Here is a 19231-nt window from a genome sequence, read left to right on the forward strand (position 1 = left end):
CGCGGGCCGGACCGGCCGCCGTGCGGCGGTCGCCGGCACGCCGGTCATACTGGCCGCCATGCGCGTGAACATCGACCCCGCCCTGACCGACCGCACCTCCTTCTACCGGCTGCTGACCGCCACCGTCGTGCCCCGGCCGATCGCCTGGGTGTCCACGGCCTCCGCCGACGGCACCGACAACCTCGCCCCGCACTCCTTCTTCACCATCTCCTCGGTCGCGCCGCCGGTCGTGCAGTTCACCTCGGTCGGGCGCAAGGACTCGCTCCGCAACGTCGAGGAGACGGGGGAGTTCGTGGTGAACCTCGCCCCCGAGGGGCTCTTCGAGCGGATCAACGCCACGGCGACCGACTTCCCGCGCGGGGTGAGCGAGTTCGACGCGTGCGGGATCGAGCGGGAGCCGAGCCTGCGGGTGAAGCCGCCGCGGGTCGCCCAGTCGCCGGTGGCCCTGGAGTGCGAACTGCACAGCACGCTGCGGATCGGCGACTCCACGGTCGTCTTCGGCCGGGTCGTGCACGCGGCGGTCGACGAGTCCGTCATGGTCGACGGCCACCCCGAGATGACCCTGATGCGCCCGCTGACCCGGCTCGGCAAGAACGAGTGGGGCACCCTGGGCGGCATCGAGGAGATTGCCAGGGTGCCCTACCGGGGCTGAGGGACTCAGCCCGCGGACTCGCCGGCGTGCGGGCTGAGCACGCCGGCCGAGACCAGCACGATGAGCAGGATGCCGAGTGCGATCCGGTAGATCACGAAGGGCATGAAGGACTTCGTGGTGATGAACTTCATGAACCACGCGATCACCGCGTAGCCGACGGCGAAGGCGATGGCCGTGGCGAAGATCGTCGGACCCCAGGAGACATGGCCGCTCTCGCTCGCGTCCTTCAGCTCGAAGACGCCCGAGGCGAGCACCGCCGGGATGGCGAGCAGGAAGGAGTACCGGGCCGCCGCCTCACGGGTGTAGCCCATGAACAGACCGCCTGAGATCGTCGCGCCCGAGCGGGAGACGCCCGGGATCAGCGCCATCGCCTGGCAGACGCCGTAGATCAGACCGTCCTTCACCCCGAGGTCCCTGAGCGTCTTGCGCTCGCGCATCGCGCGGTGCCGGCCGCCTATCTCGTCCCGGGCGGCGAGCCGGTCGGCGATGCCGAGGACGATGCCCATCACGATCAGGGTGGTCGCCGTGATCCGCAGATCGCGGAAGGGGCCCTCGATCTGGTCCTTGAGCGTGACGCCGAGGACGCCGATCGGGATCGAGCCGACGATCACCAGCCAGCCCATCTGGGCGTCGTGGTCGGAGCGCATCGCCTTGTTCGTGAGGGAGCGGAACCAGGCCGAGACGATCCGGGCGATGTCCTTGCGGAAGTAGATCAGGACCGCCGTCTCCGTGCCGATCTGGGTGATCGCGGTGAAGGCCGCACCCGGGTCGTGCCAGCCGGCGAAGGCCGCGGTGAGACGGAGGTGCGCGCTGGAGGAGATGGGAAGGAACTCCGTCAGCCCCTGGACGAGTCCGAGGATGAACGATTCGAACCAACTCATGGGGCTAGGGCCGTCCCGTTATGTACGTGTGCGGTCAGAAGGTCGTGCGCAGCGTACATGCCCAAGATGACGGGACCATGGCGAGGCCGGTCGTCGCACGCCCCCTACGGGAGCACCGGCTCCCGCTCCGGATCGGGCTCCCGGGCCGGAGCCGGGACGGCTGCCCGCAGGCCGTGCCGCTTGCGCCAGGCCACCACCGCCGCCCCGAGGCCCGACAGGACGATGAACCCCGCCGAGAAGAGGAACGCCGGCGAGCCCGGCGAACCGGCCCGGGCGCCCGCCACCACGTACGCCGCCGTGTTCGGCAGGGAGCCGAGCGCCGTCGCGACCAGGAAGGGGACGTACCGCATCCGCGAGACGGCCGCGCAGTAGTTGGCCGCCGCGAACGGCACCCCGGGGAACAGCCGGATCGCCAGCATCGAACGGAACCCGTGCCGGCTCAGCTGCCCGTCCGCCGCCGTCAGCCAGCGGCCCCGCACCAGCGGCCGCAGCGCGTCCTGCCCCAGGACCCGGCCGAGGGTGAACGCGATCCCCGCGCCGAGCACCGTCCCCGCGAGCGCCCCCGTCAGCCCGGCCGCGGCACCGAAGAGCGCGCCCGCCGCCAGGTTGAGCACCGGACGCGGTACGAAAGCCGCCGCGCAGACCCCGTACGCCAGACCGAAGAGCAGCACCGCCCCGGCACCGCTCGTGTGCGGCGGCCAGCCCGAGGCGAGCATCCGCTGCGGCTGGTAGAGGACCACGAGGGAGGCGGCCGTGAGCAGCAGGAGCGCGAGCAGCGCCAGTCGCGAGCGGGGGGAGAGCAGGGCCCGGGAACGGCGGACGGCGAGGGAGCCCGGCGGCCGGGGGACGGGAGCGAGCATTCGGGGAGAGTAACGGACCTGTCGTAGGAGCGCCGTAATGTGCGTCATGCCCGTCCGGGCGCGCTCTCGGATCCATCGGGTGCGCCCCGGACCCGTCCGGTGTACCCCCGGACCCGTCCAGTGCTGCCCGACCCCATCCGGCGCACCCCCGAGCGCGCCGTGACCGAGAGGACCCCATGACCGGCACCCCACCACCCGCGAGACCCCGATGACCGCCGCCCCGCCACCCGCGAGCGCTCTCGCCGACACCGTCCTGGAGCGGCTCACCGCCGTCTACCCCGCCGCGGGGAACCCCTTCCGGGCCCAGGAGATGGTCGCGTACATGAAGGGCGCGGCCCCCTTCCTCGGCATCCGCACGCCCGAGCGCCGCGCCCTGTCCCGCACGGTCCTCGACGGCACCCCGCGGCCCGACGAGACCGACTGCACGGCGATCGCCCTGCGCTGCTTCGCCCTCCCGGAGCGCGAGTACCACTACTTCGCCGTCGACTACCTGCGCCGGCACGTGAAGCGCTGCTCCTCGGACTTCCTGCCGGTCGCCCGCCGGCTCGTCACCACCGTCTCCTGGTGGGACACGGTCGACCACCTCGCCGCCCACGTCGTCGGCGGCCTGGTCGCGGCCGATCCCGCCCTCGCCGCCGAGATGGACGTGTGGATCGACGACGAGGACCTGTGGGTCGCCCGCACCGCCCTCCTCCACCAGCTGCGCTTCAAGGACGCCACCGACGCGGACCGGCTCTTCGCCCACTGCCTGCGCCGCTCGGCCCACCCCGACTTCTTCCTCCGCAAGGCCATCGGCTGGAGCCTGCGCGAGTACGGCAAGACGTCCCCCGCCGAGGTCCGCGCCTTCGTCACGGCCCACGGCTCCCGGCTCTCCCCCCTCTCCGTCCGCGAGGCCCTCAAGAACCTCTGACCCCACCCCGGCCACGGGCTTGATCAACTCCTGCGCCAGACTTGGCACATGACGCAGACGGGGAAGCAGGCGGGGAAGCGGACGGCACTGGTCCTGGGGGCCGGAGGGCTCGTCGGAGCGGGGTGGGAGGCCGGGGTGCTGCGCGGGCTCCTCGACGCCGGGATCGATCTGACCACCGCCGATCTGATCGTCGGGAGCTCCGCGGGGGCCGTCGTGGGGGCGCGGATCGCCTCCGGGCCGGGCGGGCTCGACGCCCTGTACGAGGAGCAGCTCGACGGGCAGGCCACCGAGTCCGCCGCCCGGCTCGGGCTCCCGATGATCCTCCGGTACGCCCTCGCCGTCCTCCGCTCCCGGACCCCCGAGGAGTACGGGCGCAGGCTCGGCCGGCTCGCCCTCGCCGCCCCCACGGTGGCCGAGACGGACCGCCGCGCGACCGTCGCCCGGCGGCTCGGCCGGGCCGCCGACTGGCCCGCGCGGCCGCTGCTGATCACCGCGGTCGACGCCGGGACCGGTGAACTCGCCGCGTACGACGAGGACAGCGGCGTCCCGCTGACCGACGCCGTCACCGCGAGCTGTGCCATCCCCGGCGTCTGGCCCCCGGCCACGATCGACGGGCGCCGCTGGATCGACGGCGGCATCCACTCCACGGCCAACGCCCACCTCGCCGCCGGCTACGACCGGGTGGTCGTCGTCGCCCCCAGCGCCCGGGGCAGCAAGGTCGTGCTCTCCCCGGCCCGGCAGGGCGCCGACCTCGCCGCCGCCGGGGCGCGCGTCGAGGTGATCACCCCCGACGAGGCCTCCCGCAAGGCGATCGGGCGCGACGCGCTGGACCCCGCACACCGGGCCGCCGCGGCCCGCGCCGGACGCGCCCAGGCCGCCTCCCACACCGAGGCCGTCGCCGTCGTCTGGACGGGGTGACGGCGGACCGGGCGACGAGCCGGAGGACGGCCGGGCCGGGGCGTGAGCGGACCAGGTGACGGGCGGGCAGCAGACCGGACGGGCCGGGCGGCGCCTGGCCGTCGCCGTCCTCCGACCGGGTGACAATGAGAGCGTGAACGAGCACATCCCCGTCATCCGCGAGGTCGATCAGGGCACCGCACGCCTCATGCCCGACGTGGACCGGGAGCGGGCCTGGCTCCTGACGGTCGACGGCTCGCCCCAGTCGTACGTCGACCTGGACGATCCGGCGTACCTGGAGTTCGAGTACGCGCGGCGCCTCGCCCATGTCGTCGACGGCGCCGCCGAGCCCGGGGCGCCCCTCGACGTCCTCCACCTGGGCGGCGGGGCGCTCTCGCTGCCCAGGTACGTCGCCGTCACCCGGCCCGGCTCCCGCCAGGACGTCGTCGAGGCCGACCGGGGCCTGCTCGCCCTGGTCGAGGAGCACCTGCCGCTGCCCGAGGGCTCGGGGACCACCGTGCACGCGGCGGACGCCCGCGCCTGGCTGGAGGCGGCGCCGGACGCCTCGGTCGATCTGATCGTGGGCGACGTCTTCGGCGGCTCGCGCGTGCCCGCGCACCTCACCTCCGTCGAGTACGCGCGCGAGGTCCGGCGCGTCCTGCGGCCCGGTGGTCTCTACGCCGCCAATCTGGCCGACGGCGCGCCCTTCGCCTTCCTCCGCTCCCAGCTCGCCACCTTCGCCCTCGTCTTCCCCGAACTGGCGCTCGTCGCGGAGCCCGCGGTGCTGCGCGGCCGCCGCTTCGGGAACGCGGTGCTCGTCGCCTCCGGGGAGGAGATCGACACCGCCCGTCTCGCGCGGCGCGCGGCGGCCGACGCCTTCCCCGCGCGTGTGGAGCACGGGGAGACGCTCGACCGGTTCACCGGCGGCGCGGAACCGGTCCTCGACGCCGGGGCCGTTCCGTCACCCGTTCCTCCGGAGGGCGCCTTCGGTATCGGCTGAGGCGCCGGGGGCGGGTGCTTCCGGGGCGGGGCCGCCCGCGACCTCCTTCGTGTGCGGGCGGCGCGTCAGGTTCCGTACGTCCGGCACCAGAAGGACGAGCGCGGTGACGACGGTCATCAGCGCCGCCGCGCCCCACAGCGCCTCGCTCCGGCCGAACGCGCTCTCCGCCGGGCCCGCCAGGGCCGTGGACAGCGGAAGCAGCGCCGTCGAGCCGAACCAGTCGTACGCGGAGACCCGGGACAGCTTCTCCTCCGGGATCTCCTGGTGCATGGTCGTCATCCAGGAGACGCCGAAGACCTCGATCGCCACCCCGCTGACGAACATCGCCGCCGTCAGGCCGGCCGCGTCCAGCGGCACGGCGAGCGCGGCGGAGGGCAGGGCGATCGGGAAGACGCACAGGGTCCCGACGAAGAGCATCCGGCGCGGTTTCCACCGGGTCATCAGGACGGCGCCCGCGACCGTTCCCGCCCCGTACGCGGCGAGCGCGATGCCCCAGGGGCGCGAGCCGCCCAACTCGTCCCGGGCGACCAGCGGTCCGTACACCGACTCGACCGCGCCGATCAGGCCCACCACCACCGAGAACTGCGCGACGATCGACCACAGCCAGGGCCGGCCGACGAACTCCCGCCAGCCCTCCCGCAGATCGGCGAAGAGTCCGCCGCCGGGCGCGCGGTCCGGGATGCCGCTCACGTCGAGGAAGGCGCGCAGGCCGCCCGCGACGGCGAAGGCGACGGCGTCGATCGCGAGGACCCAGCCCGGTCCGACGAAGGCGACGAGCGCGCCGCCGAGCGCCGCGCCGCCGATGGCGGCGCCGTGCATCGCCATCCGGAAGACGGCGAAGGCACGGCTCGCCTGCTCCCCGCTGACGCTGGACATGAGCATGCCCTCGGCCGCCGGGTTGAAGAAGGCCTGGCCGGTACCGCAGAGCGCGGTGAGCGTCATCATCTGCCAGACGCGGGCCTCGCCGGAGAGCACGAGGACGGCGAAGGCGGCCTGCGAGACGCAGTTGAGGGCGTTGGCGGCGACCATCACCCGGTGCCGGGGCAGCCGGTCGGCCACCGCGCCGCCGATGAGCAGGAAGAGGACCAGCGGCGCGAAACGCGCCATGGCCACCAGGCCCACGTCGCCGGCGTCGCCCCCGGCCTCGAAGACCGCCCAGGTCGTGGCGATCAGCGCGCCGTGCGTGCCGAGGTTGGTGACGATGGTGGCGGCGGTGAGCAGGAGGTAGTTGCGGCCGGCCCACTCGGGGCGGCGGGAGCGGGACGGCGTCCGGTGGGGGGAGGCGGCGGGTGATGTCACTCCGGGACTATCCCCGGCTCCTCCCCGTGCTGCCAACCGGATATCCGGGAGCCCCGTCGGCCCCGGGAGCTGTTCGATGTTCGGGAGCCCCGTCGGCCCCGGGAGCTGTTCGATGTTCGGGAGGCCCGTCGGGCTCCGGGAGCCGTCCGCTGTCAGGGGGTCCGTCGGCCCCCGGTAGCCGTCCGCCGGGGCCGGCACGGTGGCCCCGACGGTCGGACGGACGGACGGTCAGGACCCGGAGGGGGCGAGCCGGACCGTGGAGAGGATCTGCCGGATCGTGGCGTCGGGCAGCTCGTCCTTGACGCCGTCGGCCCCGTAGAGCACCCAGGTCGAGAAGTCGCCCGCCGCGTTCTTGAAGGTGAAGGCGTAGGACTTGCCGTCCGTCTCGCACTTGTTGCGCTTCTTGACGCCCGGCGCCGTGGCGGTGGCCAGGCTGCCGGCGAGTCCGGACTTCGTGGTGTATGGCACGGGCTTGGTGATCTTGATCGTGCTCTGCGGCATGTGCTGCGCGTAGCCGCCCCACACCCACGTACCGGCCTCGCCGCGCGCGGCGGCCGCCGTGTCCTTGGCGCCCTGACCGCCCTTGGTGCCGGCGGTGGCCAGGCTCCAGGTCTCCTCGGTGCCGTTCTTGTCGGTGTCGTAGGTGCACCACTTGGTCTTGAGGCTGGTGGGGCTGGACATCGTGACCAGCGGAAGGCCGCCGCCCTTCTTCTCGTCCTCGAAGAAGGTGATCGAGCCCGGCTTGTGCACCTCCCACTCCGGCGGGACGTCGAAGAGGGTGCCGTACTTCGGGTTGTAGACGACCTTCCAGCCGGGGATCGTCGGCTGCTGCGCCGCGCCGTCGCGCGGGTTGGCGATCGACTGGCTCGGGGTGGGCGCCGGGGCGGACGAGGGGTCCGCGGAGGCGGTGGCGGTGACGGACGGCTTGGGGTCCTCGGCGACGTTCTTCTCGTCGTCCTTGCCGAGCACGAGGAAACCGGTGACGCCGGCCGCGACGACCACGGCGGTGGCGGCGACGATCGCCACGATCGTCGTCTGCTTCTTCTTCCCGTCGTCGGGCCCGCCGGGCTGTCCGGGGCCGGGCACCGCGTACTGCTGCGGCACGGTCGGCTGCTGGTACGGGTTGGGGTAGCCCGGCTGCTGGGCGTACCCCTGCTGCGGGTGGCCCGGCTGGGTCGGCGGTTGCTGCGGATAGCCGGGCTGCGTCTGCGGCTGCTGCGGATACCCGGGCTGGGTCGGCGGCTGCTGATACGGGTTCGGCTGCTGGTACCCCGACTGCTGGTAGGGGTTCTGACTCTGGTCCTGCGGGTTCTGCTCGCCCCCGGGCGGCTGCTGTCCTGGCCACATGGCCAGTAACCATAGAGGTGCGGGGGCCGCTCGACCACGCCCGCCCCCGGGCCGGGCACGATCAGGGGATGGCCAAGGCTGCTACTGGTGGGTAACATCACGGCCCATGAGCGCAGACCAGATGTCCGTCGGCGAGATGCTCGCCGCCACGGTCCCCATGGCCGGAACCCTGAACCTGGAGTTCCTGGAGACCACCGCCGAGCGCGCCGTCGTGCGCCTCCCGGACCAGCCCGCCTACCACAACCACCTCGGCGGCCCGCACGCCGGAGCGATGTTCACCCTCGCCGAGTCCGCCAGCGGCGCCATCGTGCTCGCCGCCTTCGGCGACCAGCTGGGCCGCGCGGTCCCGCTCGCCGTCAAGGCCGAGATCGGCTACAAGAAGCTGGCCATGGGCGTCGTCACGGCCACCGCCACCCTCGGCCGCCCCGCCGCCGAGGTCGTCGCCGAACTCGACGCCGGACAGCGACCGGAGTTCCCCGTCCGGATCGACATCACCCGTGAGGACGGCGCCGTGACCGGCGAGATGACCGTCGTCTGGACCCTGCGCCCCAACGCCTGATCTCCGGCCGCCGCGCGCCGCCCTCGCAACCCTCCGGGGTGCGGGGGCGTCCGTATGGGGGGGCGGCGCTCACCGAGGGCCCCGTCCCACCGGCCGGGGTAGGCTTCGACGGCGTGCCCGTCGAGGTGTGTCCGGGCCATCGAGCAGCTGAGCAGCCGATACGGGAGGAAGCGCGTTGCACGTCCAGGAGTGGCTGGAGACGATCCCCGCGGTCGCCGTCTACGTCCTTGTGGCGGCGGTGATCGGGCTGGAGAGCCTGGGCATCCCGCTCCCCGGCGAGATCGTTCTCGTGAGCTCGGCGCTGCTCGCCTCGCAGCACGGCGACATCAACCCGTACGTCCTCGGCGCCTGCGCCACCGCCGGCGCGATCGTCGGCGACTCGATCGGCTACGCGATCGGCCGCAGGGGCGGGCGGCCGCTGCTCGCCTGGCTGGGCGGGAAGTTCCCCAAGCACTTCAGCGAGGCCAACATCGGGCTCGCCGAGAGCTCCTTCCAGAAGTGGGGCATGTGGGCGGTCTTCTTCGGCCGCTTCATCGCCCTCCTCCGCATCTTCGCGGGCCCGCTCGCCGGCGTGCTGAAGATGCCGTACTGGAAGTTCCTCGTCGCCAACGTCCTCGGCGGCATCCTGTGGGCCGGCGGCACCACGGCCGTCATCTACACGGTCGGCGTCGTCGCCGAGGCCTGGCTCAAGCGCTTCTCCTGGCTGGGCCTCGTCCTCGCCGTGCTGATCGGCGTCGCCTCGATGCTGGTCGTCAGGAACCGCGCCAGGAAGGCGGCGGCGCAGCGGGCCGAGGCCGCGGAGCCGGAGCCGGTCCCCGCGACGGACTGAGCGCGGACCGCACGCGTACGGAACGGAGGGCGGCACCCCGGACGGGTGCCGCCCTCCGTCGTGCCCGGGCTCAGTCCTCGAAGGCCTCGGCGTGGACCTTGGCGAGGTGCAGGTACATCTCGGCGTTCAGCCGGATCCCCGCCTTCTCCTCGTCGGTCAGCGGACGGCGCACCTTCGCCGGGACCCCCGCGACCAGCGAGCCCGGCGGGACCTCCATCCCCTGCGGGACGAGCGCCTGGGCGGCGACGAGCGAGCCGGCGCCGATCCGGGCCCCGTTGAGGACGGTCGCGCCCATGCCGACGAGCACGTCGTCCTCGATGACGCAGCCGTGCACGGTCGCGTTGTGGCCGACGGTCACCCGGTCCCCGATCGAGACGGGGAAGCCGGGGTCGACGTGGACCGTGCAGTTGTCCTGCACGTTGGAGTCCTCGCCGATCGCGATCGGACCGCAGTCCGCCCGCAGCACCGCGTGGTACCAGATGCCGGCGCGGGCGCCGAGCGTGACCTCGCCGAGCACCACGGAGGTCGGGGCGGTGAAGGCGGTCGGGTCGATCCGCGGCTCCTTGCCGCCCACTCCCTTGATCAACGCCTCTGTCATGGTTCGCTCCTGATCGTCGGATCCTGGGATCGTCAGCCGTCGTGTCACGCCCGGGGGTGCCCCCGGGCGCAGCCTATGCCGTGCTCATGACGGACATCACAGCGCACCGCACTGATCAGGTACGACGGCTCCGACTACGGTGGCCGGGTGCCCAGGAACAGAAACACGTTCTCATCCCTCGCCGCCTGGCGGCGCAGGCTCCTCGCCCGTGCCGTACAGGGCGGCTGGCGCTGGGTGCAGCAGGCCGGCTCCGTCACCGCCGAGCATCCCGGGAAGCTGCGCTTCCGCCGCCTCGGCGCGGGCACCCGGCTCGCCTTCCCGCAGGGCACGGTCTTCGGCGAGCCGTGGATCGAGATCGGCGAGTGCTGCATCATCGCCGAGCAGGTCACGCTGACGGCGGGGATGCTGCCGGACCTCGACCTCGGGGCCGACACGGTCCTGACCCTGGGGGACGGGGTCGTCCTCGGGCGGGGCAGTCACGTCATCGCCGACGCGAAGGTGACGATCGGCTCGGACACGTACTGCGGCCCCTACGTCTACATCACCTCGACCAACCACAGCTACGACGACCCGGACGAGCCCGTCGGTCGCCAGTGGCCCCGCTCGGAACCCGTCTCCATAGGCCCCGGCTGCTGGCTCGGCACGGGCGCCGTGGTCCTTCCCGGCGCGCGCCTCGGCCGCAACGTCGTCGTCGCGGCGGGCGCGGTGGTGCGCGGCGAGGTCCCGGACCACTCGGTCGTGGCGGGCGCCCCGGCGAAGGTCGTCCGCAGCTGGGACCCGGAGAACGGCTGGCAGCCCCCGCTCCGCACCCCCGCCCCGACCCCGATCCCGGAGCACGTCACCCCGGAGCAGCTCGCGGCGCTGGCGGTCTGGGAGGCCCAGCGCGCGGGCAGCTCCGAGTCCGTGCCGTCGTGAGCCGAAGGGAAGCCTCTCACCCGTAGCCGAAAGGCGGGCCCCGACCCGTGGCGGAAAGACGGGTCCTGACCCGTAGTCGAAAGACGGGACCTAACCCGTGGCGAGCAGGACCGTGCCCACCAGGGCGAGGCCCGCGCCCGCGGCCTGGACGGCGCGGAGGCGTTCCTTGAGGACGCCGCGGGCCGCGAGGGCCGTGACGACCGGGTAGAGGCTGGCGAGGACGGCGGCGACGGTGACCGGCCCCTGCTGCGCGGCCATCGCGTACGTCCCGTTGGCGGCGACGTCCGCGAGGCCCACGAAGGCGAGGGCCGGGAGCGCGGCGCCGACTGCCCGGGGCCCGCCCTCGGGGAGCGCGCGCCCGCCGCGGCGCACCGAGGCGTACAGGGCTCCGCCGCCGACCAGGACGTTGGTGACGCGCTGGACGAACAGGGCGAGGAACAGGCCCGTGACGGTCGTGGACGCCTCGGCGATGAGGGCCATCACCGAACCGAAGCCGAAGGCGGCGACCAGGGTCAGCAGGACCGCCTGGCGCTGGACGGGCGCCCCGCGCAGCTCCGGCCCGCCCGCGAGCACCACGCCGAGGATCGCCACGCCGATGCCGGCGAACTGGAGCAGCCCCGGCCGGTCGCCGACGAGCAGGCCGACGGAGACGGGGACGACGACGCCGAGGGAGCCGAGCGGGGAGACCACGCCCATGGGGCCGAGCGCGAGCGCCTTGTAGAAGGCGAGCATCGCCGCCGGGCCGACGACGCCCGCCCCGACCGCGTACCAGAGCTGGGGTCCCGCCTCGCTCCAGGCGCCGGTCGCGAGGACGATCGTGCCCAGGACGAGGACCGCGAGGGCCTGGGAGACCACGACGACGGTGAGGGCGGGGATCCGGCGGGTGAGGAGTCCGCCCCCGAAGTCGGCGAGGCCCCAGAGGAGGCTGGTGGCCAGGGCGAACAGGGCGGTCATGGATCCTCGCAAGGGCGTGCGGCGGTGGCGTGCGGCAGTACAGTGCAGTGAACAATCGGGTGCACCCCACCGTAGTTCAGTTCATTGAACTCTGTCATCCAGAATATTGGACGGAATGTGTCGGACCTCGACCAGCTCACGCAGTCGCTCGCCCGGAACCTGAAGCGCTGGCGCAAGGAGCGGGGATTCACCCTGGACGCGCTCGCCGCACGCGCCGGCGTCAGCCGCGGCATGATCATCCAGATCGAGCAGGCCCGGACCAACCCCAGCGTCGGCACCACCGTGAAGCTGGCCGACGCCCTCGGCGTCTCCATCACGACGCTCCTCGACTACGAGCAGGGCCCCCAGGTCCGGCTCGTCCCGCCCGGCCAGGCCGTCCGGATGTGGTCCACCTCCACCGGCAGCCACACCACCCTCCTGGTCGGCACGGAGGCCCGCGGCCCGCTGGAGCTCTGGTCCTGGACCCTCATGCCCGGCGACGGCACCGCCTCCGACCCGCACCCGGAGGGCACGGTCGAGCTGCTGCACGTCACCGCCGGCACGCTCACCCTGGTCGTGGACGGCGAGGACCACCCGCTGCCCGCCGGCACCTCCGCCGTCTTCGAGGCGAACGTCGCGCACACCTACCGCAACGACGGCGACGAGCCGGTCGAGATGACGATGGCCGTCTCCATCCCGCCCGTACGCTGACGCCCCGGCCGCGGGGCCGGGGCCCGGTCCCCGCCGCCCGTAGGCCGAGACGGACGCCCCCGAGCCGGGCGGCGGTTGTCAGCGTGAGGCGCATGCGCGCACCCATCGGAGACTTCGACGACGCCCGACCCGCCCCCGACTGCCTCGACCTCCTGACCGGCCCCGTCGCCGCCGCCGTCCGCGCCTGGGCCGGACCCGTCCCGGCCGACCGGGTGCTGTACGTGGACACCGACCCGGCCATCGCCGACACGGCCGTCTTCGTGGAGCACCACGGGCCCGAACTCCTCGACGCCTGCGCCAACTGCGTGGTCGTCGCGGGCAGGCGCGGGGAGACGACCACCCTCGCCGCGTGCCTCGTGAAGTCGGCGGCCCGCGTGGACGTCAACGGCCTCGTCCGCAAGCACCTCGGCGCCCGCAAGGCCTCGTTCGCGCCGATGGACACCGCGACCGGCGAGACCGGCATGGAGTACGGCGGGATCACCCCGCTCGGCCTCCCCGCCGACTGGCCGCTGCTCGTCGACGCCGCCGTCGTCGACACCGAGTGGGTCCTCGTCGGCAGCGGCCGCCGCCGGGGCAAGCTCATCCTCCCCGGCAAGGCCTTCGCCCAACTCCCCGGCGCCGTCGTCCTGGAGGGCCTCGGCGTCCCCGTCGGCCGAGGACCCGGCGGGGGACCCGACAGGGGTTGAGGACGCGGCCGGGACCGGAACGCCGCGGGGTTCAGCCCAGGCGCGGTATCTCGATCGCGGGGCAGCGGTCCATGACCATGTCGAGGCCCGCCTCGCGGGTCCGGGCGAACGCCTCGTCGTCGACGACGCCCAGCTGGAACCAGACCGCCTTGGCGCCGATCGCGACGGCCTCGTCGGCGACGGCCCCCGCCAGCTCGCTGTTCACGAAGACGTCCACGACGTCGACCGGGAACGGGATGTCGGCCAGCGAGGCGTACCCCTGCTCGCCGTGGACCGTCTCCGCCTTCGGGTGCACCGGGACGATCCGCTTGCCGAAGCGCTGGAGGACGGCCGCCACCCCGTACGCGGCACGGGACCGGTTCGACGAGAGGCCGACCACCGCCCAGGTGTCGCCCGTGGACGTCAGGATCCGCCGCACCGTCTCCGACGCGGAGTACGCGGCGGGGTCCGTGGCCGTGGTCTCTGTGCTCATCGCTTCTGCTGCCTCTCGTCGTGCGGTCCGTCCGTGAGGAGAACGGACCGCGCCGGGCCGTGATTCCCGTACGCGCTCCTTGGCGGCCCTGAGATTCCCCCTGGGGGCCTCCCGGAGGACCGGCCCCGCCGGGAGGGGGCCGGAAGCGCCCGGCCGGACGGCCCGTAGGCTGGTCGGATGCAGGAGCAGTACCGCACCTTGGCCCGCGAGGGTGTGCACGAGACCGAGATCAACCGCTCGCGCTTCCTCTGCGCGCTCGCGCCCGTCGCCGACGAGCGCGAGGCGCAGGAGTTCGTCGCGCGGATCCGCAGGGAGCACCCGACCGCCAGCCACAACTGCTTCGCGTACGTCCTCGGCGCCGACGCCTCCGTGCAGAAGGCGAGCGACGACGGCGAGCCCGGCGGCACGGCCGGCGTCCCCATGCTCCAGATGCTGCTGCGCCGCGAGATGCGGTACGTCGTCGCCGTCGTCACCCGCTACTACGGCGGCGTGAAACTGGGCGCGGGCGGCCTGATCCGCGCGTACGGCGGAGTGGTCGGCGAAGCGCTCGACGCCCTCGGCACCGTCACCCGGCAGCGCTTCCGGCTCGCCACCGTCACCGTCGACCACCAGCGCGCGGGCAAGCTGGAGAACGACCTGCGGGCCACCGGCCGCGCCGTCCGCGAGGTGCGGTACGCCGACGCCGTCACGATCGAGATCGGCCTTCCGGACGCGGACGTGCCCGCCTTCCGCGGCTGGCTCGCCGACGCCACGGCCGGCACGGCCTCCTTCGAACTCGGCGGCGAGGCGTACGGCGACGCGTGAGACGTCACACGTGACGCGCCTCACGTGACGGGGCGTCAGTGGCGCCCCGTACGGGACGCGGTACGGCCGGACCCCGGGGCGCGCCCGCTCGCACGTGCCCCCGCGGACGGGCCACACCCACACTCCCGCTCGGGATAGCGTGGTGCGCGCACACGAACGGGAACCGGCGGCGAGGGGCAGGGCACATGCGGGGTGGGGCGGCATCGTGAGGCTCCTGCACACCTCGGACTGGCATCTCGGCCGGTCCTTCCACCGCGTCGGCCTCCTCGACGCCCAGGCCGCCTTCCTCGACCACCTCGTGGCGACCGTCCACGCGCACGACGTGGACGTCGTCCTCGTCGCCGGGGACGTCTACGACCGGGCCGTGCCCCCGCTGCCCGCCGTCGAGCTCTTCGACACCGCGCTGCACCGCCTCGCCGAGGCCGGGGTGCCCACCGTCATGATCTCGGGCAACCACGACTCCGCCCGGCGGCTCGGCGTCGGCGCCGGACTCATCGAGCGGGCCGGCATCCACCTCCGTACCGACCCCGACGGCATCGGCACCCCCGTCGTCCTCTCCGACGCCCACGGCGAGGTCGCCCTCTACGGACTGCCCTACCTCGAACCCGTGCTCGTCCGCGAGCGGCTCGGCGCCGAGAAGGGCGGCCACGAGGCCGTCCTCACCGCCGCCATGGACCGGGTCCGCGCCGACCTCGCCCGCCGGCCCGCCGGCACCCGCTCCGTCGTCGTCGCCCACGCCTTCGTCGCGGGCGGCGCGCCGAGCGACAGCGAGCGGGACATCACGGTCGGCGGCGTCGCCGCCGTCCCCGCCGGGATCTTCGACGGCGTCGACTACGTCGCCCTCGGCCACCTCCACGGCAGCCAGACCCTCACCCCGAGCGTCCGCTACTCCGGCTCCCCCCTCGCCTACTCGTTCTCCGAGGCCGACCACCGCAAGAGCATGTGGCTGATCGACCTGGGCCCCGGCGGTCCCGACGGGGCGATCATCGGCGACGCACGCCTCGACTGCCCCGTCCCGCGCCCCCTCGCCCGCATCCGCGGACGGCTCGACGACCTCCTCGCCGACGCCGCGCTCACCCCGCACGAACAGTCCTGGGTCGAGGCCACCCTCACCGACCCCGTGCGACCCTCCGATCCCATGGCCCGGCTCACCGAACGCTTCCCGCACACCCTCAACCTGGTCTTCGACCCCGAGCGCACCGCGGACGACCCCGGCGCCTCCTACGCCCGAAGGCTCCGGGACCGCAGCGACCAGCAGATCGCGGAGGACTTCGTGGCCCATGTGCGCGGCGGCGCCCTCGACGGCGCCGAACGGGCGGTCCTGTACGGCGCCTTCGACGACGTCCGCGTCGACACGGCCGAGCGAGAGGTGGGCCGGTGAGGCTGCACCGCCTGGAGATCACCGCCTTCGGCCCGTTCGGCACCACGCAGCGGATCGACTTCGACGCCCTGTCCTCCGCCGGGCTCTTCCTCCTCCACGGACCGACCGGCGCCGGCAAGACCTCCGTCCTCGACGCCGTCTGCTTCGCCCTGTACGGAAGCGTGCCCGGCGTCCGCCAGACCCCCGGCGGCTCCCTGCGCAGCGACCACGCCCCCCTCGGCACGTACACCGAGGTCCTCCTCGAACTGACCGTGGGGGACCGGCGCCTGGAGATCACCCGCCGCCCCGCCCAGCAGCGGCCCAAGAAGCGCGGCGGCGGCTTCACCACCGAGAAGGCCCAGACCTGGCTCCGCGAGTACGACCCCGCCACCGGCGAGTGGGCCGGCCTCAGCCGCTCCCACCAGGAGATCGGCGAGGAGATCACCCAGCTCCTCGGCATGAGCCGCGAGCAGTTCTGCCAGGTCGTCCTCCTGCCGCAGGGCGACTTCGCCCGTTTCCTGCGCGCCGACGCCGAGGCCCGGGGCAAGCTCCTCGGCCGCCTCTTCGACACCCGCCGCTTCGCCGCCGTCGAGGAACGCCTCGCCGAACTGCGCCGCACCGCCAAGGAGCAGGTCGAGGACGGGGACGCGCGGCTGCTCGCCCTGGCCCACCGCATGACCCAGGCCGCCGGCGGCCTCGACGCCGCCCGCACCCCCGTCGAGGGCCGGCCGGGCGACCCCGGACTCGCCGACTCCGTCCTCACCTGGGCCGCCGTCGCCCGCACCGAGGCGCGTGAGGCCCTCGACGTCGCGGACGTGCGCCTCAACGCCGCCGAGGCAGCCCGGGACGCCGCCCGCGCCGCCCTCGACGCGGAGAACGACCTCGCCGCCCGGCAGGCCCGGCACGCCGACGCCCTCCGGCGCCGTGAGCGGCTCACCGAGCAGGTCCCCGAGCGCGACCGCCTCCAGGACGCCCTCGACCGGGGCCTCAAGGCCGACCGGGTGGCCCCCGCCCTCGGCCTGCGCCGCGACGCCGAGCGCGAGCACGCCGCCGCGCACACCGCCCGGGAGCGCGCCCGCGCCCTGCTGCCCCCCGACCTCGCCGAGGCCGGAGCCGAACACCTCTCCGCCCTCGAACACCGGCTGCGCGAGGAGCTCGGCGGCCTCGACGCGGCCCGCCGCGCCGAGCGCCGCGCGGCCGCCGTCGCCGAGGAACGCTTCGTACTCGCCCGGGAGGCGCGCGCCGACGAGGACGCCCTCCGGGACGCGGCGGACTGGCTCGCCGGCTGGGAGGCGCGCCGCACGGCCCTCGCCGAACGCGTCGAGGCCGCTCGCGACGCCGCCGCCCGCGCCGAACACCTCGCGGGCCGCCTGGAGCCAGCCCGCCGCAGGCTCGCCGCGGCCCGCCGCCGCGACTCCCTCGCCCAGGCCGCCCGGGCGGCCGAGACGCGCCTCGCGGAGGCCCGCGAGCGGCGCAACGCGGCCCACGAGAGCTGGCTCGACGTCAAGTCCCGCCGTCTGGAGGGCATCGCCGCCGAACTCGCGGCCGCCCTCACCCCGGGCGACCCCTGCCAGGTCTGCGGCTCCACCGACCACCCGGCCCCCGCCCGCACCACCGCCGGCCACGTCGACCGTGCCACGGAGGACGCCGCCTACGCGGCCTACACCCGCGCCGAGGAGGCCCGCACGGCCGCCGAGCGCGAACTCGCCGTCACCCGCGAGTCCTGGTCCGCGGCCCGTACGGAGGTCCTGACGGGCACCCAACCCGGTGCGTCCGATCCCGAGGTGGGCGAACTGGCCCGGGAGGTCGATGAGTTGGCCCGGCTGCACGCCGAGGCGCACGCCCTCGCCGGACAGACGCACGGCGCGCGCGAGGCGCTGGACCGGGCCGAGCGGGAGCACGAGGAGCGGGTGGGCGCGCAGCGCGAGGCCGAGCGGCGGGTCGCCGCGCGGACCTCGCGCCGGGAGGCGCTGGAGCGGGAGCAGGCCGCGCTCGACGAGGAACTCGCCCGGGGACGCGGCGCGTTCGCCAGCGTGGCCGAACACGCCACCCGCCTGGAGCGGCGGATCGCCCTCCTGGTCGACGCCGCCGGAGCCGTACGCGCCGCCGAACTCGCCGCCCAGCGCCTCAAGGAGGCCGACGACCGGCTCGCCGACGCCGCCTACCGGGCGGGCTTCGCCACCCCGGCCGAGGCCGCCGGCGCCCTCCTCGGCGAGGGCGAGCGCCGCGACCTCCAGCACCGCGTGGACGCCTGGCGGGCCGAGGCCGCCGCCGTCGCGGACCGGCTCGCCGAGCCCGGCACGGCCGAGGCCGCCGCCCGGCCGCCCGCCGACCCCGCCGCCGCCGCGGCCGCGCACACGGCGGCCGAACGCGCCCTCCGCGAGGCCGACTCCGCCCTGGCCGCCGCCCGCGAGCGGGTCGCCGGACTCGCCGGGCTCTCCCGGCAGGCCGTCACCGAGGTCCGCCGCCTCGGGCCGCTGCGCGAGGAGTACGACCGGGTGGCCCGGCTCGCCGCCCTCACCGCCGGCACCTCCGCGGAGAACGAGCGCCGGATGCGCCTGGAGTCGTACGTGCTCGCCGCCCGGCTCGAACAGGTCGCCGCCGCCGCGAGCGCCCGCCTCCAGCGCATGTCCTCGGGCCGCTACACCCTCGTCCACTCCGACGCGCGCTCCGGCGGCAAGCGGTCCGGCCTCGGACTGCACGTCGTCGACGCCTGGACCGGCAACGAACGCGACACGGCCACCCTCTCCGGCGGCGAGACCTTCTTCGCCTCGCTCGCGCTCGCCCTCGGCCTCGCCGACGTCGTCACCGACGAGGCCGGCGGCGTCAGGCTCGACACCCTCTTCATCGACGAGGGCTTCGGCAGCCTCGACGAGCAGACGCTCGACGAGGTCCTCGACGTCCTCGACTCGCTGCGCGAGCGGGACCGCAGCGTCGGCATCGTCAGCCACGTCGGCGACCTGCGCCGCCGGATCCCGGCCCAGCTGGAGGTCGTCAAGGGACGGCAGGGTTCGGCGGTGCGGCTGCGCACCGGAGGGGACGCGCTCAGCGGCTGAGGGAGCGCCGGGGCAGCGGCGAGGAGTAGACGATGCTGGTGGTCACCGCGCCGAGCGTGGCGACCTTCCCGGTGATCCCCTCCAGGTGCTTCATGGAGCGGGCCGCGACCTTGAGGACGAAGCAGTCGTCGCCGGTGACGTGGTGGGCCTCCAGGACCTCGGGCGTGGTGTCGAGCAGGTCGTGGAAGGGCTTGTAGTTGCCGTGCGGGTAGCGCAGCCGTACGAAGGCGAGGATGGGCAGGCCCAGACGGTCCTGGTCGACGATCGCCGTGTATCCCGTGATCACTCCGGCGTCCTCCAGGCGCCGCACCCGTTCGGTCACCGCGGACGGCGACATCGACACGGCGCGGGCGAGTTCGGCGAAGCTGGCGCGGCCCTCGGACTGGAGCGCTTCGAGGATGCGCCAGTCGGTGGCGTCCGGGGTGTATGCGGTGCTCATGGAGGAGAGCGTGCAGGGGAATC

At 74.4% G+C, this 19231-nt stretch carries 20 protein-coding genes; 12 read left to right on the forward strand and 8 right to left on the reverse strand.

Features of this window, described 5'->3' with window-relative positions; genetic code table 11:
• Window positions 1-58: 58 nt before the first annotated feature.
• Window positions 59-652 (forward strand): flavin reductase family protein, encoded by a 594-nt coding sequence (locus ACIGW4_RS05965; protein WP_123458961.1) that lies wholly within the window; start codon window positions 59-61, stop codon window positions 650-652.
• 5 nt (window positions 653-657) lie between these two features.
• Here the strand turns inward: ACIGW4_RS05965 and ACIGW4_RS05970 are convergent, their stop codons facing one another.
• Both ACIGW4_RS05970 and ACIGW4_RS05975 read right to left on the reverse strand, forming a co-directional pair.
• A complete protein-coding gene (locus ACIGW4_RS05970) occupies window positions 658-1533 on the reverse strand; it encodes an undecaprenyl-diphosphate phosphatase (protein WP_399578751.1) in 876 nt (291 codons plus the stop codon).
• A 104-nt stretch (window positions 1534-1637) separates the two neighbouring features.
• On the reverse strand, window positions 1638-2393 hold the full coding sequence (locus ACIGW4_RS05975) for a TVP38/TMEM64 family protein (RefSeq protein ID WP_123458771.1): 756 nt from the start codon (window positions 2391-2393) through the stop codon (window positions 1638-1640).
• Between the two features lie 208 nt (window positions 2394-2601).
• Here ACIGW4_RS05975 and ACIGW4_RS05980 point away from each other — a divergent pair, with 208 nt between their 5' ends.
• The 3 genes from ACIGW4_RS05980 (at window position 2602) to ACIGW4_RS05990 (ending at window position 5200) form a co-directional block, all read left to right on the forward strand.
• Entirely contained in the window at window positions 2602-3303 is a 702-nt protein-coding gene (locus ACIGW4_RS05980; protein WP_399578754.1) for a DNA alkylation repair protein, read from the forward strand.
• Window positions 3304-3351: 48 nt separating this feature from the next.
• Window positions 3352-4221, forward strand: coding sequence for a patatin-like phospholipase family protein (locus ACIGW4_RS05985; RefSeq protein WP_399578756.1), 870 nt, complete (start codon window positions 3352-3354; stop codon window positions 4219-4221).
• Between the two features lie 133 nt (window positions 4222-4354).
• Window positions 4355-5200: a spermidine synthase gene (locus ACIGW4_RS05990; RefSeq protein WP_399578758.1), complete on the forward strand. Its 846-nt coding sequence runs from the start codon at window positions 4355-4357 to the stop codon at window positions 5198-5200.
• Here the strand turns inward: ACIGW4_RS05990 and ACIGW4_RS05995 are convergent.
• Together ACIGW4_RS05995 and ACIGW4_RS06000 are read right to left on the reverse strand one after the other, a co-directional pair.
• On the reverse strand, window positions 5162-6499 hold the full coding sequence (locus ACIGW4_RS05995) for an MFS transporter (protein ID WP_399578761.1): 1338 nt from the start codon (window positions 6497-6499) through the stop codon (window positions 5162-5164). The two genes, ACIGW4_RS05990 and ACIGW4_RS05995, sit on opposite strands and share 39 nt — an antisense overlap.
• Window positions 6500-6727: 228 nt before the next feature.
• A complete protein-coding gene (locus ACIGW4_RS06000; protein ID WP_123458767.1) occupies window positions 6728-7846 on the reverse strand; it encodes a hypothetical protein in 1119 nt (372 codons plus the stop codon).
• A gap of 106 nt (window positions 7847-7952) precedes the next feature.
• On the opposite strand from ACIGW4_RS06000, the gene ACIGW4_RS06005 reads away from it, so the two are divergent.
• Entirely contained in the window at window positions 7953-8405 is a 453-nt protein-coding gene (locus tag ACIGW4_RS06005) for a DUF4442 domain-containing protein (protein ID WP_359589526.1), read from the forward strand.
• A 175-nt stretch (window positions 8406-8580) separates the two neighbouring features.
• Window positions 8581-9234, forward strand: a complete 654-nt coding sequence (locus tag ACIGW4_RS06010) for a DedA family protein (protein WP_123458765.1) — start codon at window positions 8581-8583, stop codon at window positions 9232-9234.
• A gap of 70 nt (window positions 9235-9304) precedes the next feature.
• Here the strand turns inward: ACIGW4_RS06010 and ACIGW4_RS06015 are convergent, their stop codons facing one another.
• Entirely contained in the window at window positions 9305-9832 is a 528-nt protein-coding gene (locus ACIGW4_RS06015; protein ID WP_123458764.1) for a gamma carbonic anhydrase family protein, read from the reverse strand.
• A 147-nt stretch (window positions 9833-9979) separates the two neighbouring features.
• On the opposite strand from ACIGW4_RS06015, the gene ACIGW4_RS06020 reads away from it, so the two are divergent.
• Window positions 9980-10747 (forward strand): acyltransferase, encoded by a 768-nt coding sequence (locus ACIGW4_RS06020; protein ID WP_398711028.1) that lies wholly within the window; start codon window positions 9980-9982, stop codon window positions 10745-10747.
• 90 nt (window positions 10748-10837) lie between these two features.
• Here ACIGW4_RS06020 and ACIGW4_RS06025 read toward each other — a convergent pair whose 3' ends face one another.
• Window positions 10838-11701: an EamA family transporter gene (locus ACIGW4_RS06025; protein WP_399578764.1), complete on the reverse strand. Its 864-nt coding sequence runs from the start codon at window positions 11699-11701 to the stop codon at window positions 10838-10840.
• Between the two features lie 117 nt (window positions 11702-11818).
• On the opposite strand from ACIGW4_RS06025, the gene ACIGW4_RS06030 reads away from it, so the two are divergent.
• Together ACIGW4_RS06030 and ACIGW4_RS06035 are read left to right on the forward strand one after the other, a co-directional pair.
• Complete coding sequence (locus ACIGW4_RS06030; RefSeq protein WP_123458761.1) at window positions 11819-12391, forward strand: helix-turn-helix domain-containing protein; 573 nt, start codon at window positions 11819-11821, stop codon at window positions 12389-12391.
• Between the two features lie 92 nt (window positions 12392-12483).
• Complete coding sequence (locus tag ACIGW4_RS06035; RefSeq protein ID WP_399578767.1) at window positions 12484-13077, forward strand: YbaK/EbsC family protein; 594 nt, start codon at window positions 12484-12486, stop codon at window positions 13075-13077.
• Between the two features lie 31 nt (window positions 13078-13108).
• On the opposite strand, the gene ACIGW4_RS06040 is transcribed toward ACIGW4_RS06035, so the two are convergent.
• Window positions 13109-13549 carry a CoA-binding protein gene (locus ACIGW4_RS06040; protein ID WP_123458759.1) on the reverse strand — a complete coding sequence of 147 codons (441 nt, stop codon included), beginning with the start codon at window positions 13547-13549 and terminating at the stop codon, window positions 13109-13111.
• 177 nt (window positions 13550-13726) lie between these two features.
• Here ACIGW4_RS06040 and ACIGW4_RS06045 point away from each other — a divergent pair, with 177 nt between their 5' ends.
• The 3 genes from ACIGW4_RS06045 to ACIGW4_RS06055 all read left to right on the forward strand — a co-directional run bounded on the left by ACIGW4_RS06045 (window position 13727) and on the right by ACIGW4_RS06055 (window position 18769).
• Window positions 13727-14353, forward strand: coding sequence for a YigZ family protein (locus ACIGW4_RS06045; protein ID WP_123458758.1), 627 nt, complete (start codon window positions 13727-13729; stop codon window positions 14351-14353).
• Window positions 14354-14558: 205 nt separating this feature from the next.
• A complete protein-coding gene (locus ACIGW4_RS06050; protein WP_399578769.1) occupies window positions 14559-15734 on the forward strand; it encodes an exonuclease SbcCD subunit D in 1176 nt (391 codons plus the stop codon).
• Window positions 15731-18769 (forward strand): AAA family ATPase, encoded by a 3039-nt coding sequence (locus ACIGW4_RS06055; protein WP_399578772.1) that lies wholly within the window; start codon window positions 15731-15733, stop codon window positions 18767-18769. The genes ACIGW4_RS06050 and ACIGW4_RS06055 overlap by 4 nt, the downstream gene beginning before the upstream one ends.
• Here ACIGW4_RS06055 and ACIGW4_RS06060 read toward each other — a convergent pair.
• On the reverse strand, window positions 18759-19208 hold the full coding sequence (locus tag ACIGW4_RS06060; protein WP_123458959.1) for an Lrp/AsnC family transcriptional regulator: 450 nt from the start codon (window positions 19206-19208) through the stop codon (window positions 18759-18761). The genes ACIGW4_RS06055 and ACIGW4_RS06060 overlap by 11 nt on opposite strands.
• Window positions 19209-19231: the final 23 nt, after the last annotated feature.

It is taken from the genome of Streptomyces sp. NPDC053513 (assembly GCF_044544765.1).
Lineage (GTDB): Bacteria > Actinomycetota > Actinomycetes > Streptomycetales > Streptomycetaceae > Streptomyces > Streptomyces litmocidini.